Below are 15,808 nucleotides of genomic sequence, written 5' to 3'. Positions count from 1 at the left end.
AAGTTTTTAGAAAACAAACTAAACCAGATATTAACCAAAAACGCATTAAATTATGGTGGAAGAACAAATTAGATATTCGGATTCAGATTTAGCGGAATTTAAGGAGTTAATCCAGACTAAATTAGAAAAGGCCAAGGTAGACTTAGAACTTATTAAAAGTGCTTACTTAAATGATTTGAATAATGGTACAGATGATACTTCACCTACTTTCAAAGCATTTGAAGAAGGAAGCGAAACCATGAGTAAAGAAGCAAACTCTCAACTAGCTACCCGTCAAGAAAAATTTATACGAGATTTAAAAAATGCCTTAATTCGTATCGAAAATAAAACGTATGGTATTTGTAAAGTAACAGGAAAATTAATAGCAAAAGAGCGTTTGAAATTAGTTCCGCATGCTACGATGAGTATCGAAGCTAAAAATATGCAAAAATAACATATCGAAAACGATTTACTAAACGCTCCTAAAAAAGGAGCGTTTTTTATCTTATTCAAGTTTCCTTAATTTGTATTACATTATTCCTTATTTTTGCCCATCAAAAGTTTAAAAATGAATCTAAAAAAAGCCTATTTAATAGTTTTCCTAGTTTTATTAATAGATCAAATATCCAAAATATATGTAAAAACAAACTTCATGTTACATGAAGAGGTTGTTGTAACAAAATGGTTTAAGTTCCTTTTTGTAGAAAATGAAGGTATGGCGTGGGGAGTTGAATTGCCAGGGATATATGGTAAATTAATATTGACAACTTTTAGAATTTTTGCCGTTTTTGGAATTGGCTACTGGTTATGGCAATCAGTAAAAGAAAAAGCTTCTAATTTGTTAATCATAGCTATTTCACTAATTTTAGCAGGTGCCTTCGGTAATATTTTAGACTCTGTTTTTTATGGTGTTATTTTTGATCATAGTGAAGGACAATTAGCAACAGCTTTTTCAAATAGGGCTTATGGGACTTGGTTGTATGGGAAAGTCGTAGATATGTTTTATTTCCCTATTTGGCAAGGAGAACTGCCTTCTTGGTTGCCTGTTTTTGGGGGAAAATACTTTACTTTTTTCAATGCCATTTTCAATGTAGCTGATATTGCTATATCTACAGGAGTAGGTATATTAATAGTTTTTAATAAAAAAGTATTTGGAAATAAATAGTGTTTGAGATTTTATTAAGGAAAGTATTTTAAAAAGTTTGCATTCTCATCATTTTCATTATAAGAAAGATTGAGCGAAATGATAGATAAATCTAATTCTATAGTGCAGATGATGTTTCTTCTATGCCAAGAGAAGAAACAAGCTAAATTAGACCTTCCATTTTTTGTTATTGATGCTGGAAATCATTTATTATTTAAATCTAAAAAAAGTATATTTTTTTGTTCTTGGTTAGCTTGTCTTAAAAGTTTGCAATCTTATCATTTATATAACGGAAGTAATGACATACTATTGATAATGTGACTTCTCTCTTTGCTCGAAGGGACAAACCAAGCGTTAAATTGCAGCTTTTGGATTCCATATCTACAAGAAAAATTCCCGTACATTTTTATTTTCTTTGCCTTTTCATCTTTGCCATGAAGTCTAATGCAAATTTAGATTAACCCCAGATTGCGCGTTAGACTTCGTTGTGAAACAAAATTTTTCAATAACTTCAAGCGCTCACGGAAAATCCTAGAAGATGAAATAGTCAACTATTTCGATGAATAAAATTTGAGTACGTGCTTGAATTGGAAGAAAACAAAGTGTAATAGATTTCTAATACGTAATCTGGGTTAAAGAAATATTATGCGGAATGTTTTAGAATCCAGATAAAGGAGGACTGTATGTGTTTTTAGAAATAATATGTTTGACCTTCTTTTGGAATGCTATGTGTGATTATCAAAAAGGAATAGAGTAAACGATGAGTGTATTGGCTTATTTTAAAAATTTGTAGTCTGTTTTTTAGTAGAAGTTAAAATTAATATTTATTGAAGAAGTAGTATTTTTTTACTTTTTTACGATTCTTTTATTTAAAAAAGAATAACGAAGATTTTAATTTATAACAATTTGTTACTTTCTTCTTCATAAAATTGATCAACTGAAAGTTTTTTTTGTTGTGATGCCATTACAGCCAATTGATCACAACGCTCATTCTGAGGATGATTATTATGACCTTTTATCCATTTGAAATCAACTTGATGCTGACGATATGTTTTTAAGAAACGTTGCCATAAATCAGGATTTTTCTTTCCTTTAAAACCCGTCTTTTCCCAGCCTATTACCCATTTTTTTTCCACAGCATCTACTACGTATTTTGAATCGGAAATAACTAAGACCCTCATGTTGGCTTGTTTTAATTTTTCTAAGCCTACTATTGCTGCTAATAGTTCCATACGGTTATTAGTAGTTAATCGGAAGCCTTCAAAAAATTCCTTCTTATAAGGTGTTCCTACCAGCTCCATAACCACTCCGTAACCTCCAGGTCCTGGATTTCCTTTTGCAGCTCCATCAGTATAAATATGTACTTGGTGTGACATTTTGTGTGTTTGTTAGTTAAAGTTTAAAAGTTTCTCTATTTCAACAGGAAAGTATGTGTGTTCTAGTAGGTGAACAGCTGTTGCTATTTCCTCCGCTTTTTGACAACCCTCTATATTCGTAATGTATTGTGCAATAATAGCACCTTCATCATAATATTTATTTACGTAATGAATTGTAATACCTGTTTCTTTTTCTTTATTTTCTAAAACAGCCTGATGTACATTCATACCATACATTCCTTTGCCTCCATATTTAGGTAAAAGTGCAGGGTGTATGTTGATAATTTGATTAGGATAAGCATTAATGATATTTTCGGGGAATTTTAATAAAAAGCCAGCCAAAACAATTAAGTCAGGTTTTAGATCATTTAATTTTTCTAAGATAAAATCTGAATTCAATTCTTCTTTTGTAAAAGTTAGAGTTGGAATTTCATGATTTTTAGCTCGCTCTAAAACTTTGGCGTTTATATTGTTAGAATAAATTTGAGCTACATTTATTTTAGCGTTATTTTTGAAATGCAATATGATTTTTTCAGCGTTAGATCCTGATCCAGAGGCAAATAGTACAATGTTTTTCATAGTTGTTTTACATGTTGTTATAGCAGTAAATTTAGTATTTCAGAAATTTAAAAGCATTTAAAATGCAAAAAAAAGAATAATTCATGACAAATAATCAAAAAAGCATCTCCTTTATAAAATTAATTTTATAATTTCGTGATCAGATTTATGAAACAAAAAAGGAGTAATTAAATAATTTTTTTATTTTTGCCAACTAATTAAAATTTAAAATTAAAGATTATGTCAGACATTGCATCAAGAGTAAAAGCGATTATCGTGGACAAATTAGGTGTTGACGAAAACGAAGTAGTTTCTGAAGCAAGCTTCACTAACGATTTAGGAGCTGATTCATTAGACACTGTTGAGCTAATCATGGAATTCGAAAAAGAGTTTGATATTCAAATTCCAGATGACCAAGCTGAAAACATTGCTACTGTAGGTCAAGCTATCTCTTATATCGAAGAAGCTAAAAAATAATAAATAATGACATCTGTAAGTAAATAGCTTACAGATGTTCTTATTTTTTTACTGACTTTATAAAGATCTTTTTTAGATTTGGACAAACATTGATTGTATTACAATCATATCATATTCTGTAATACCCATTGTTTCTTTTAGTTATTATTAAAAGTTCTTTGGGGTTTTTTATATTAAAACAAAACCAGCTAAACTATGCAATTAAAGCGAGTAGTAGTAACCGGATTAGGCGCTTTAACGCCTATCGGAAATAACCTTCAAGAATATTGGGAAGGATTAGTTAATGGAAAAAGCGGTGCTGCTCCCATTACCTATTATGATACGGAAAAACATAAAACAAAATTTGCTTGTGAAGTAAAAAACTTCAAAGTAGAGGATTTTATTGATAGAAAAGAAGCTAGAAGAATGGACAAATTTGCTCAATACGCTATTGTAGCAAGTGATGAAGCTATTAAAGATTCTGGTTTAGAGTTGGATAAAATTAATAAATATCGTGTTGGCGTTATTTGGGGAGCAGGAATTGGAGGACTTGAAACTTTTCAAGAAGAAGTTCTGAGTTATGCCAAAGGAGATGGAACCCCACGTTTTAATCCTTTCTTTATACCTAAGATGATTGCAGACATTGCTCCTGGGCACATTTCTATGCGTAATGGTTTTATGGGACCTAACTATACAACCGTTTCGGCGTGTGCTTCATCAGCCAATGCCTTAGTAGATGCTTTTAATTACATCCGTTTAGGCATGTGTGATGTAATTGTTTCAGGAGGATCTGAAGCAGCCGTTACTATTGCAGGTATGGGAGGATTTAATTCAATGCAAGCACTATCAACAAGAAATGAAAGTCCTGAAACAGCATCTAGACCTTTTGACGCTACTCGTGACGGATTTGTTTTAGGGGAAGGGTCAGGAGCTTTAGTATTAGAAGAATATGAACATGCAAAAGCTCGTGGTGCTAAAATTTATTGCGAAGTAGGAGGATGTGGAATGTCTTCAGATGCTTATCATTTAACGGCTCCTCACCCAGAAGGTATTGGAGTTATTGCAGTAATGAACAATACATTGCATGATGCAGGATTAAGACCAGAAGACGTAGATCATATTAATACTCACGGTACTTCTACTCCTCTTGGAGATGTGGCAGAATTAAAAGCAATTAGCTCTGTTTTTGGTGAACATGCCAAGAATATCAACATTAATTCAACTAAATCCATGACAGGGCATTTATTAGGTGCCGCTGGGGCTATTGAAGCAATAGCTTCTATTTTAGCAATAAAAGAGGGAATTATTCCTCCAACTATCAATCATAATGTAGTGGATGAAAATATAGATCCTAATTTAAACCTAACCTTAAATAAAGCACAAAAACGTGATATTAAAGTAGCAATGAGCAATACTTTTGGTTTTGGTGGTCACAACGCTTGTGTTTTATTTAAAAAAATAGAATAATTCATCGTATGAGAATTATTAAAAGAATATTTAAAAAAAACCGTCTTCAAAATCCTGAAGACGGGGTTTTTTTTAAAGAAATGACATCCATCCTAGGTTTTAAACCCGAAAATATAGACCATTATCGTCGTGCTTTTACGCATAGATCGATGAATAAAACAGATGAAAACGGTTATCCAATAAATTATGAACGTCTTGAATTTCTAGGAGATGCAATGCTAGGATCCGTTATAGCAGCTCATTTGTTTAGTAAAGTTCCAAATGGAGACGAAGGATATTTAACTAAAATGCGTTCTAAAATTGTTTCGCGTGAACATTTAAATGAATTAGGAAAAGATTTTAAATTAATTCAATTCGTAGAAACTAAAGTTTCATCGCAACATTTTGGAGAAAATGTACACGGAAATATTTTTGAAGCTTTTATAGGAGCCATATATCTAGATAAAGGGTTTACTTTTTGTGAACAATTTATTCAAAAAAAGATAATAAAACCTTATGTAGATATTGATCGACTAGAAGGTAAGGTAATCAGCTATAAAAGCCTTTTTATTGAATGGTGTCAGAAAGAAAAAAAGACCTTTCATTATGAAACGTATGATGATAATGCTGCTGGAAATGTAAAATACTTTGCCGTAAAATTACATTTAAATGGAGAGGTCATCGCGAAGGCTCGTGCCACATCTAAAAAGAAAGCCGAAGAAATAGCGTCTAAAAGAGCTTATTATGTTTTTCAATCACAAATTAATAATAAATAATATACTTTGATAAAAACAACGTTCAATGATTGTATTTCATTTTTCGTAATACTCTTAAAGCTTCTTTGAATGCAATATAAACCTTGTGATAAGGTTTTAAAAGAGCTTTAGAATCAATGAGCTTTTCTTTTGCACTTTCAAAACCATTTAAATAACAGAGCATAAAAGTATGGGGTAAATTTTCAAGATTGATTAAATCTCTTTTTGTAAGGTCGTTTTTGTTGTTTAATTTCTCTAGTAATAATAAATTTGTTTTATAAACGTGATGTAATAACTTTTTGTTAAACTGTGGAGGTTCAAAAAGAATCTCATTTTCTATTTTATAGTATCCATTTTCAAAAAAAGAAATATTAACCTTTTCAAGAGGATAATAACTCGTTTTATCATTAAGACCTAGTTGTATAAATTCAGTAATCATAAAATTGTTTTCTGAAAACTCAATTGTAACTTCGTCTAATGCAGAATAAAAAAGTTTGATTTGTTCGTTGATTAACTCAATATCCACTCTTGAAAAAAAGGTTTCCCCTTTCCATACTTTTTTGTTACCAGCCCAACATACAATAAAAAGTTCTTTAAAAACTTTATATTGTGTTTCCATGTCTTTGTGTCTAATGTTGATAAAATCTAAAACAGCCTCTAGTGTGTGTTCAATGCTATTTCTAGAATTATTTTCAATACTAATAACAGTTTGCGTGTTTTGTTTACTATAAGCTATCTTGTCATGTGTAGGTACTGTATTACTACCGATTCTTTTAAAGGTACTTCCTATTTCTATAGTGTTTATTCTCTTTTTGAAATAAGACACCTTATGATTGGGTTTAATAGTAACTAATCCCACCACTTTTTCTTTTGGTAAATGAGGGAAAGGAATATTTTCATACTGTATTTTTGGAGGATTTTGAAGAAAAGCATTTACCAAATTTTGAATTCGACTATCGTCAAAAAAATCATCTCCTACAATTTCATTGCTTTCATCTTCAACCCCAACAACAAGATAAGAATTGTTGTTAGGATTAGAATTAGATAAAGCACAAATATGTTTTAAAAACTTGGCCTTTCCTTCTTGATTATGAAGATTGAGTTGTCTTTTTTTGTCATAAAAACTGTTTTCATCATTATGAGCCAATAAGTTTTTTATGAGGAGTCGTTTATTAATCATGTCTTTAAAATCCTAAAAATTACTTAAAAATACTAAAAAGCTTTCATAAAATCAGTCTTAATAAGGGATTGTGTAAAATATTTAACTGATTGTTAACAGCCTAAAATCAATTAAATTTTCAATTTGCATCGTATTAAATAAGATGTTAATTTCACGACTTTAAAATTACAATAGATGGAAGAGAATACCACTACTTTAGATATTAGAGCAATTAATGAAAAAATAGAGAGAGAAAGTGCTTTTATAGATCTATTAACGATGGAGATGAATAAAGTCATCGTTGGACAAAAACACATGGTAGAACGTTTGTTAATAGGACTTTTAGGACAAGGACATATTCTGCTTGAAGGAGTACCGGGATTAGCAAAAACTTTAGCAATAAATACTTTATCACAAGCTGTTTATGGTAGTTTTAGTCGTATTCAGTTTACGCCTGATTTATTACCAGCAGATGTAGTCGGTACTATGATATACAATATCAAAGATAATGCCTTCTCTATTAAAAAAGGACCAGTCTTTGCTAACTTCGTACTTGCAGATGAAATTAATCGCGCTCCTGCAAAAGTACAATCAGCCTTACTAGAAGCAATGCAAGAAAAACAAGTAACGATTGGTGATAGTACTTTTAAGTTAGACAAACCTTTTTTAGTATTAGCTACTCAAAATCCAGTAGAACAAGAAGGAACATATCCGCTGCCTGAAGCACAGGTTGACCGTTTTATGCTAAAAACGGTAATAGATTATCCTAAAATGGAAGAGGAACGAATGGTAATCCGTCAAAATTTAAACGGAGGGTTTGACAAAGTAAAACCTGTAGTTTCCATAGAACAAATACTTCGTGCTCAAGAAGCAGTTCGAGAGGTATATATGGATGAAAAAATTGAAAAATATATACTAGACATTATCTTTGCAACACGTTATCCAGAAAAATACAAATTAGAAACCCTGAAACCTTTGATTAGTTTTGGTGCCTCGCCACGTGGTAGTATTAACTTAGCTGTAGCGGCTAAATGCTATGCTTTTATCAAACGTAGAGGTTATGTTATTCCAGAGGATGTACGCGCCGTAGTACATGATGTATTACGCCATCGTATAGGTATTACTTATGAAGCAGAAGCAGAAAATGTAACATCAGTAGATATTATAAATAAAATTGTAAACGAAATTGAAGTACCATAGCAAGTAATTAGGCAAAAACCATTAGTGATTAGTCTATGTTATTGCCTTTTGTCTAATGCATTTAAAAAATGGAAACAAAAGATTTACTCAAAAAAGTTCGAAAAATAGAAATTAAAACCCGAAGACTTAGTGATCATATCTTCTCGGGAGAATATCATACATCCTTTAAAGGACGAGGAATGACTTTTTCAGAAGTACGTCAGTATCAGTACGGAGATGATGTACGTGCAATTGATTGGAATGTAACAGCACGATATAAAGAACCCTATGTAAAAGTTTTTGAAGAAGAACGAGAACTTACCATGATGCTAATGGTAGATATATCAGGTTCAGAAAATTTTGGCACTAAAAATCAGTTAAAAAGCGAAATGGTAACTGAAATAGCAGCGACTTTAGCTTTTTCAGCAACTCAAAATAATGATAAAATAGGAGTAATCTTATTTTCAGATCAAATAGAATTATATATCCCTCCGAAAAAAGGGAAATCGCATGTATTGCGTATCATTAGAGAGTTAATTGAGTTTGAACCTAAAAGCAAGCAAACCCATATAGGAAATGCTCTAGAGTTTCTTTCAGCCACACAAAAGAAAAAAGCCATTGTATTTATGATATCCGATTTTATTACAGAGGATAACTATGAAAAAATATTAAAAATTGCAAGTAAAAAACATGATATAACAGGCGTAAGAGTATTTGATATTCGCGAAGAAAAAATGCCCAATATCGGTTTAGTAGCCATGAAAGATGCCGAAACAGAAGAAACACAATGGATAAATACAGGTTCTAAAAACGTTCGTTTGCAATATGAAAAATATTACCAAGAAAAAGTAAACTATTTTAAAGACATTTTTTCAAAATGTGGTGCGGGTACAGTACACACAAGAGTAGATGAAAGTTATGTAACAAAATTATTAGGTTATTTTAAGTCAAGATAGAGAGGCAAGAATGGAGAACAATGAATTGGAAAAGGGATCAATAAATTTACTATTAGCCCTAATTTTTCTTAAAGAAAAAGGTCAAAGTAATTTTAAAGAAAATTACTTTTTAGGTCAGATTATTTGTTATCCTAATATTGCCAAGACTAAACTATCTTGAAATACAAAATATTGAAATAATAAGACCGCTTTTTCATGCAATTAAAATTATTTCAACCACCTAAAAAAAAACGCTTAATCGTTTAAAAGCTATAAAAAAAGGAATACACATCCAAATGATTCAAAAATTAATCAAATAAAAAATGAAGCAAATGAATTGATTTCAATATCCATTGCAGATATTCATCTACTCAAAATAATTTAGAAATCAAAAATCGTTAATCTTCAATCGTTAATCAATGAATGGTAAACTATACATATTATTGCTCCTCTCATCATTTTGTTTTGCACAAAAGATCGAAACTTCTATTGATAAAAAACAAAATAAAGTAGGAGCTCAATTTACTTTAACTGTTAAAGTTAAGTCAAATACAAAAAACAATATTATTTTTCCAAAAAACAAAAATTTTGGTTCATTTGAAGTAATAGAATCCTATCCTATAGATACAGTAAAAGAACAATCAAAGTTTGAACTAATCAAAAAATATGGTTTAGTTCAATTTGATTCAGGTAAGTTTGTTATCCCCAAAATACCTATTTTGATTAATAACAAACCTCATTTTTCAGACAGTATAAAGGTAGAAGTATTCAACGTTAAAGTAGATACTTTAAAACAAAAAATGTATGATATTAAACCCATTATAGAGGCTGAGAAACCAATAGGAGATTGGTGGAAATATCTTTTGGGAGTATTAATTTTAGTTGGTTTAGGATTTGTAGGATACAAATTATATAAAAAATATCAAAAAACAATAGAAATTGAGCCTGTATATAGTACGCCTATAGAAAAAGCAACAAGCTTACTGCAAATATTAGAGAAAAAAGAACTTTTAGTAAAAGGAGAAATTAAAGCCTATTATTCTGAATTGACTGATATTGCTCGTGAATATATAGAAGAAGCTATTGAAATTCCTGCCAAAGAAAGTACCACTTCAGAACTTATTTTAAGTTTAAGACAAGCAGCTCAAAAAAGAAAATTAAAACTTTCTAGAGAAACAGTCGAAAGTTTAGAAAAAGTTTTAAAACAAGCTGACTTAGTAAAATTTGCACAATCAAAACCATTAGATTTTGAAATAGAAGAGGATAGAAAAAAAATAGAATCAACTATTATTAATATTCATAAGTCAATTCCTGTAATAGTAGATCAAACCAGTGTAAAATGGCAAAAAGAACAAGAAGAAATACGTATAAAAAAAGAGCGTAAAAAGAAAATTACAGCTATTGTAGGTATTATAAGTTTCTTAGTCTTATCAATATTCATATTTATTGGAATTACAAAAGGGATAGACTTTATTAAAAATGGTTTTACAGGGCCATCAACTAAAGAATTAGTCCATACAGATTGGATAAAATCAGAATACGGAAATCCAGGAATTATAATAGAAACCCCTGAAGTATTAACACGTAATGATGTGTCTAAAGCTATTCCTAATGTTGCAGTAGGAATCGTAAAAAGTACCCAAATGTTTGATTATGGTAGTTTAACTCAAGGTTTTTACATGGCTATTTCTTCAACAGAATTTAAACAAAAAAACAATATAGATTTAGGACAAGCTTTGGGAGGAATGATTCAAACCTTACAAAACCAAGATTGTGAGAATGTAGTAGTAAAACAAGAAGATTTTAAAACCAAAGAAGGATTACAAGGACTGAAAGGATATGGTAGTTTGACAAAAAATGGAGAAAAAATGATTTATCAAATATTATTATTTAGTCAAGAAGGAGGATTACAACAAATAATGGTAGCCTTTAAAGAAGGAGACGAAAATGGAGAAAAAATTGCCAATCGTATGTTACAATCCGTTGAACTTAAAAAAGCACCGTAATGAAGAATGTAACATTTTTAAATCCTGAATTTCTTTGGTTATTTTTACTATTACCTTTAATAGTCGTATGGTATTTCTTTATGAATAAAAAAGAAAAACCAACACTTAAGATAAGTTCACTAAGAGGTTTTCAAGGAACAACATCTATTTTAACAAAGATAAAACCCTTGCTTTATGCTATGCGGTTACTTGCTTTAAGTGCCTTAATCGTGGCTATGGCAAGACCTAGAACAGTAGATGTAAGTAATAAAACCAATAGTACCTTCGGTATCGATATTGTCATAGCTTCTGATGTTTCGGGAAGTATGTTAGCAAAAGATTTAAAGCCTAATCGGATGGAAGCTTTGAAAGAAGTCGCATCTAATTTCGTAAAAGAACGTTTAAATGATCGTATAGGAGTAGTCGTATACGCTGCTGAATCCTATACGAAAACACCTGTAACAAGCGATAAAGCAGTGATATTGCAAGCTATAGAAGATATCAAATATGACAACGTTCTACAAGATGGAACAGGAATCGGGATGGGACTGGCTACTGCTGTTAATCGTTTAAAAGATAGTAAAGCCAAGAGTAAAGTAATCATTTTAATGACAGACGGTGTAAATAACGCTGGTTTTTTAGATCCTCAAACTTCTGCCGAAATTGCAGCTGACTTAGGAATTAAAGTTTATACCATAGGAATTGGAACAAACGGAAATGCTTTATTTCCCTACGCGTATGCTCCTAATGGCGGATTTTTGTTTAAAATGATGCCTGTACAAATAGATGAGAAATTAATGAAAGGGATTGCAAAAAAAACAGGAGGAAAATATTTTAGAGCAACAAATAATTCGAGTTTAGAGAATATTTATAATGAAATCAATAAGTTAGAAAAAACAAAAGTAGATGAGTTGAAGTTTGTCAACTATGATGAAAAATACCGACCGTGGGTTTGGTTGGCCAGTTTACTGTTGTTGATTGAATTAATAGTGAGAAAAACCATTTTTAGAAGTTTTATATAATTCAAAAAATACTGTTATTGCTAATTGAAATTAAAAAAAATGTACGAATTAGACGAACCAAGATATTTGTATTTATTATTTCTATTACCCTTATTAATAGGACTTTTTCTTTGGAATCAATTTTGGAAAAGAAAAAAACAAGAAGAATTTGGCGATTTAGAGTTGATAAAAAAATTAAGTCCTCAAAAATCAACATTCAAACCAACCTTAAAATTTATAGTATTCCTTTCAGCATTAGGAATGTTAATTATAGGCTTGGTAAATCCTAAAATAGGAACAAAAGTAGAAAAAGTAAAACGAGAAGGAATTGATATTGTTTTTGCAATAGATATTTCAAAAAGTATGCTTTGTGAAGATATAGCACCAAGTCGATTAGAAAAAAGTAAGCAATTAGTATCACAAGTTATAAATGGTTTAGGAAGTGATCGTATAGGAATTATAGCTTATTCAGGCAGTGCTTTTCCCGTATTACCCATTACAACGGATTATAATGCGGCTAAAATGTTTTTACAAGGTATGAATCCAGGGATGATTTCATCACAAGGAAGTAATCTTGATGAAGCAATTCAATTAACCGAAAAATATTTTGAAGGAAGCGGCAATATTAGTAAGCTTTTAGTAATGGTAACTGATGGAGAGGATCATTCAGAAAAAGCCCAAGATGCAGCTGCACAAGCACGAAAAAAAGGAATAAAAATTATAACAATTGGAGTTGGAACGTTAAATGGAGGACCTATTCCTATTAGAAATGGGAATGCTGTATCATATCATAAAAATAAAGAAACAGGAGAAACCGTTACGACTAAATTACGTCCAGAAGCTTTAGAAGCAATTGCTAAGGCCGCTAATGGAGGCTATATTAACGGAACCAATACCAAACAAGTGGTTGATTTTATGAGAAAATCCCTTAATAATATTCAAAAAACACAGTTTGAAGCAACAGAAATGGCTAATTTTCAATCGCAGTTTCAATGGTTTTTAGGACTTGGATTTTTCTTGTTATTACTCGATGTATTCCTTTTAGAAACAAAAACAAAATGGGTTCAAAAATTAGATTTGTTTAATGAAAAAAGTAAACAAAAAGAATAACTAAAAATCCCATTTTTTTTAATCCTTATAAAAATATCGTAATTTTTATAATTGCGCCAAGTAGATAAGTAAAGCCATTAAGGTTAACAAAATGAAAAGAATTATTTTACATATCGTTTTATTAATTTCTGTTAGTATTTTTGCGCAGCAGAAAAAAGATTTTGAATTGCCAAATGGTGTTTCAAAATTTGAAAAGAAGCAATATATTGAAGCAGAAGCAAATTTTAGAATTTCAAAAAGTAATAATCCTAAAAAAGCGGTATCGGCCTATAACTTAGGAAATGCAATTTACAAACAAAATCAAGTATCAGAGGCTAAGACAGTTTACATTAAAGCTACGGAAATTGCCAAGACAAAGAACGAAAAACAGTACGCTTATCATAATTTAGGGAATACCTATATGAAAGAAAAGACGTATGATAAAGCAGTTGAAGCCTATAAAAACGCATTAAGAAACAATCCAGCGGATGAAGAATCGCGTTATAATTATGCTTTAGCAAAAAAATTATTGAAGGAAAATCCCCCTTCAAAAAATGATGATAAAAAAAAGGATAAAAAAGGAGATAGTCCTGATAAAAAACCAAATCAAGACTTCAATCAAGATAAGGACAAAAAGCAGAACGATAAAAACAAAAACAAACAAGACAAGCCTAATAATAAAGATCAAAACAAAGATCAAAATCAAAATAACCCGCAGCCTAAACCCAATAATGTACCCAAAGATAGGATGCAAAATTTGTTAGATGCGGTAAATAATGAGGAGAAAAAAATACAAGATAGAGTGAATGCTCGAAAAGTAAAAGGAGCTCCAAGACAAGAAGGAAAAGATTGGTAGAAAAGAAAACAAAAAGAATGAAGAAATTATTTTTTATACTTATTTTATTTTGTGTAAAAATTACAGCTCAAGTACAGTTTGTAACGAATGTGAGTAAGAACAATTTGGGTATAAACGAGCGTTTACGAATTGATTTTACAATGAATGATGATGGAGATAATTTTGATCCTCCGACATTTGATGGTTTCCGAATTATAGGAGGACCGAACCAATCCGTTAGCTATTCGTGGGTTAACGGAAGAAAATCGTATGAAAAAACCTATTCATATTTTCTTCAACCTACTAAAAAAGGAACCTTTCTTATTAAAGGAGCTTCCATTGAAATAAACGGTCAGGTTTATAGATCTAATGCCGTTAAGATAACCATTGGTAACGCCGTTCAAGAAGAACACGATCCATACGATCCATACGGAGGAGGGAGTCCATATTATCAACAACAGCGTCAGCAAGCACCTCCTTCATCAGCTATGGGTAAGGAAGGAGTACATTTAGTTGCTGAAATATCTAATAATAATCCGTATTTGAACGAACCTATTACTGTAGTTTATAAAATTTATGTAAGTCATCGTTCAGGTGTCGGCGGATGGCAAGAAACACAAAATCCTAAATATAATAATTTTTGGAGCCAAAATATTGATATAAAACAATTACAAGTAGAAGAAGGAAAATTTAAAGGAGAGATGTATCGTTATGCCATATTGCGTAAAACAGTACTGTATCCTCAAAAAACAGGTAAATTAGTTATAGAACCTCTAACTTTAGATGTAGAAGTTGAGGTACCTTCTGGCGATGTTGATTTTTTTGGACGTCCTATTATGACTATGGGACATAAAAAAGTTTCGGCAGGAGCAAAAAATATTATAGTTAAAGCGCTTCCTGAAGCAGGAAAACCAACTGATTTTACAGGAGCAGTAGGTAATTTTGACTTTAAAGTAAATCCATCTAAAACCAGTGTAAAAGCAGGAGAGTCTATTGATTTAAAAATAACAGTTTCTGGAAAAGGAAATTTAAAACTCTTCACATTACCCAAACCTATTGTTCCTTCTTCATTAGAAATGTACGATCCACAACATCAAGAAAGCGTACAAACAGCACTTTCGGGTATGACAGGAAATATCCAAGATACCTATACAATTATACCACAAAGCGAAGGGAAATATTTAATTAAACCTATGACTTTTACTTATTTTGATTTAACTTCAAAAAGTTACAAGTCAGTTACTTCTAAAGAAATTACACTATTTGTAGAAAAAGGAAATAACTTAGCTGGCAATACAATAAGTTCAAACAAATCTAAAGTAACAGCTGCTTCTACCTTTGGATTTATAAAAACAAAAACCCATTTACAATCACAAGCTACCTCAGATTTTTTAGGATCAGGTTTGTTTTATATCTTACTAATAATCCCATTTTTAGCCATTCCACTTATTATAGTTTTACGTCGTAAGAAAGAAGAACGAGATGCGGATGTTACAGGAAACAAAATCAAGCTATCCAATAAATTAGCAAAAAAATATTTGTCAGAAGCTCAGAAACAATTAGCCAATAAAGAACCATTTTATATTGCACTAGAACGGGCATTACATAACTTTCTGAAAGCAAAATTATATATAGAGACATCAGATATGAGCAAAGATAAAATTTGTGAATTATTACTTCAGAAAAAAGCAAACGAAGATACTGTAGCCCAATTTATAGCGCTAGTAGAAAGTTGTGAATTTGCTCGATATGCACCTTCAACTAGTACAAGTATTCAAAATGATTATAATCTAGCGGTAAGTATTATTTCCAATTTAGAAAAGCAGATAGTTTAAGTATTAAGAGAGTAAAAAGAAATTTAAATGATGAACAAATAGCCACGTATAGTACTTTTTGTTCTTAGCGGTTAAA

15 protein-coding genes are annotated in these 15,808 nt (G+C 30.8%); 12 read left to right on the top strand and 3 right to left on the bottom strand.

Going from position 1 to position 15,808, the window contains the following annotated elements; genetic code table 11:
* Positions 1–52: 52 nt before the first annotated feature.
* Positions 53–433, top strand: coding sequence for a TraR/DksA C4-type zinc finger protein (locus NAB20_RS02415; protein WP_088391780.1), 381 nt, complete (start codon positions 53–55; stop codon positions 431–433).
* A 114-nt stretch (positions 434–547) separates the two neighbouring features.
* Positions 548–1,144, top strand: coding sequence for a lipoprotein signal peptidase (locus NAB20_RS02410; RefSeq protein ID WP_088391782.1), 597 nt, complete (start codon positions 548–550; stop codon positions 1,142–1,144).
* 875 nt (positions 1,145–2,019) lie between these two features.
* Here NAB20_RS02410 and rnhA read toward each other — a convergent pair.
* Complete coding sequence (gene rnhA, locus NAB20_RS02405) at positions 2,020–2,499, bottom strand: ribonuclease HI (RefSeq protein WP_088391786.1); 480 nt, start codon at positions 2,497–2,499, stop codon at positions 2,020–2,022.
* Positions 2,500–2,511: 12 nt separating this feature from the next.
* Entirely contained in the window at positions 2,512–3,078 is a 567-nt protein-coding gene (locus tag NAB20_RS02400) for a phosphoribosylglycinamide formyltransferase (RefSeq protein WP_105195655.1), read from the bottom strand.
* A 219-nt stretch (positions 3,079–3,297) separates the two neighbouring features.
* On the opposite strand from NAB20_RS02400, the gene NAB20_RS02395 reads away from it, so the two are divergent.
* From NAB20_RS02395 to rnc, 3 genes are all read left to right on the top strand, one after another.
* Entirely contained in the window at positions 3,298–3,534 is a 237-nt protein-coding gene (locus tag NAB20_RS02395; RefSeq protein ID WP_014166687.1) for an acyl carrier protein, read from the top strand.
* A gap of 195 nt (positions 3,535–3,729) precedes the next feature.
* Positions 3,730–4,980: a beta-ketoacyl-ACP synthase II gene (fabF, locus tag NAB20_RS02390; RefSeq protein ID WP_088391790.1), complete on the top strand. Its 1,251-nt coding sequence runs from the start codon at positions 3,730–3,732 to the stop codon at positions 4,978–4,980.
* Positions 4,981–4,988: 8 nt separating this feature from the next.
* Entirely contained in the window at positions 4,989–5,735 is a 747-nt protein-coding gene (rnc, locus tag NAB20_RS02385) for a ribonuclease III (protein WP_088391792.1), read from the top strand.
* A gap of 22 nt (positions 5,736–5,757) precedes the next feature.
* Here rnc and NAB20_RS02380 read toward each other — a convergent pair whose 3' ends face one another.
* Positions 5,758–6,894: an ATP-binding protein gene (locus NAB20_RS02380; protein ID WP_088391794.1), complete on the bottom strand. Its 1,137-nt coding sequence runs from the start codon at positions 6,892–6,894 to the stop codon at positions 5,758–5,760.
* A 174-nt stretch (positions 6,895–7,068) separates the two neighbouring features.
* Here NAB20_RS02380 and NAB20_RS02375 point away from each other — a divergent pair, with 174 nt between their 5' ends.
* The 7 genes from NAB20_RS02375 to NAB20_RS02345 all read left to right on the top strand — a co-directional run bounded on the left by NAB20_RS02375 (position 7,069) and on the right by NAB20_RS02345 (position 15,732).
* Entirely contained in the window at positions 7,069–8,073 is a 1,005-nt protein-coding gene (locus NAB20_RS02375) for a MoxR family ATPase (RefSeq protein ID WP_088391796.1), read from the top strand.
* 68 nt (positions 8,074–8,141) lie between these two features.
* Complete coding sequence (locus NAB20_RS02370; protein ID WP_127823287.1) at positions 8,142–9,008, top strand: DUF58 domain-containing protein; 867 nt, start codon at positions 8,142–8,144, stop codon at positions 9,006–9,008.
* 398 nt (positions 9,009–9,406) lie between these two features.
* Complete coding sequence (locus NAB20_RS02365) at positions 9,407–10,993, top strand: BatD family protein (protein WP_127823286.1); 1,587 nt, start codon at positions 9,407–9,409, stop codon at positions 10,991–10,993.
* Complete coding sequence (locus tag NAB20_RS02360) at positions 10,993–11,994, top strand: VWA domain-containing protein (RefSeq protein WP_088391802.1); 1,002 nt, start codon at positions 10,993–10,995, stop codon at positions 11,992–11,994. Before NAB20_RS02365 ends, NAB20_RS02360 begins: the two co-directional genes overlap by 1 nt.
* A 39-nt stretch (positions 11,995–12,033) precedes the next feature.
* Positions 12,034–13,083, top strand: a complete 1,050-nt coding sequence (locus NAB20_RS02355; RefSeq protein WP_105195682.1) for a VWA domain-containing protein — start codon at positions 12,034–12,036, stop codon at positions 13,081–13,083.
* Positions 13,084–13,174: 91 nt separating this feature from the next.
* Positions 13,175–13,918, top strand: a complete 744-nt coding sequence (locus NAB20_RS02350) for a tetratricopeptide repeat protein (protein WP_375605442.1) — start codon at positions 13,175–13,177, stop codon at positions 13,916–13,918.
* 17 nt (positions 13,919–13,935) lie between these two features.
* The gene (locus NAB20_RS02345; RefSeq protein ID WP_088391806.1) at positions 13,936–15,732 is read left to right on the top strand and encodes a BatD family protein; all 1,797 of its coding nucleotides are present in this window, start codon (positions 13,936–13,938) and stop codon (positions 15,730–15,732) included.
* Positions 15,733–15,808: the final 76 nt, after the last annotated feature.

Origin of the sequence: Flavobacterium davisii, from assembly GCF_042182265.1 — a bacterium.
GTDB lineage: Bacteria > Bacteroidota > Bacteroidia > Flavobacteriales > Flavobacteriaceae > Flavobacterium > Flavobacterium davisii.
The sequence above is the reverse complement of the archived record's forward strand: the minus strand, read 5'-3'. Positions and strand labels throughout refer to the sequence as shown.

Coding starts and splice junctions, on each gene's coding strand:
- NAB20_RS02415 (WP_088391780.1), top strand. CDS start 53: ATGGTGGAAGAACAAATTAGATATTCGGATTCAGATTTAGCGGAATTT.
- NAB20_RS02410 (WP_088391782.1), top strand. CDS start 548: ATGAATCTAAAAAAAGCCTATTTAATAGTTTTCCTAGTTTTATTAATA.
- rnhA (WP_088391786.1), bottom strand. CDS start 2,499: ATGTCACACCAAGTACATATTTATACTGATGGAGCTGCAAAAGGAAAT.
- NAB20_RS02400 (WP_105195655.1), bottom strand. CDS start 3,078: ATGAAAAACATTGTACTATTTGCCTCTGGATCAGGATCTAACGCTGAA.
- NAB20_RS02395 (WP_014166687.1), top strand. CDS start 3,298: ATGTCAGACATTGCATCAAGAGTAAAAGCGATTATCGTGGACAAATTA.
- fabF (WP_088391790.1), top strand. CDS start 3,730: ATGCAATTAAAGCGAGTAGTAGTAACCGGATTAGGCGCTTTAACGCCT.
- rnc (WP_088391792.1), top strand. CDS start 4,989: ATGAGAATTATTAAAAGAATATTTAAAAAAAACCGTCTTCAAAATCCT.
- NAB20_RS02380 (WP_088391794.1), bottom strand. CDS start 6,894: ATGATTAATAAACGACTCCTCATAAAAAACTTATTGGCTCATAATGAT.
- NAB20_RS02375 (WP_088391796.1), top strand. CDS start 7,069: ATGGAAGAGAATACCACTACTTTAGATATTAGAGCAATTAATGAAAAA.
- NAB20_RS02370 (WP_127823287.1), top strand. CDS start 8,142: ATGGAAACAAAAGATTTACTCAAAAAAGTTCGAAAAATAGAAATTAAA.
- NAB20_RS02365 (WP_127823286.1), top strand. CDS start 9,407: ATGAATGGTAAACTATACATATTATTGCTCCTCTCATCATTTTGTTTT.
- NAB20_RS02360 (WP_088391802.1), top strand. CDS start 10,993: ATGAAGAATGTAACATTTTTAAATCCTGAATTTCTTTGGTTATTTTTA.
- NAB20_RS02355 (WP_105195682.1), top strand. CDS start 12,034: ATGTACGAATTAGACGAACCAAGATATTTGTATTTATTATTTCTATTA.
- NAB20_RS02350 (WP_375605442.1), top strand. CDS start 13,175: ATGAAAAGAATTATTTTACATATCGTTTTATTAATTTCTGTTAGTATT.
- NAB20_RS02345 (WP_088391806.1), top strand. CDS start 13,936: ATGAAGAAATTATTTTTTATACTTATTTTATTTTGTGTAAAAATTACA.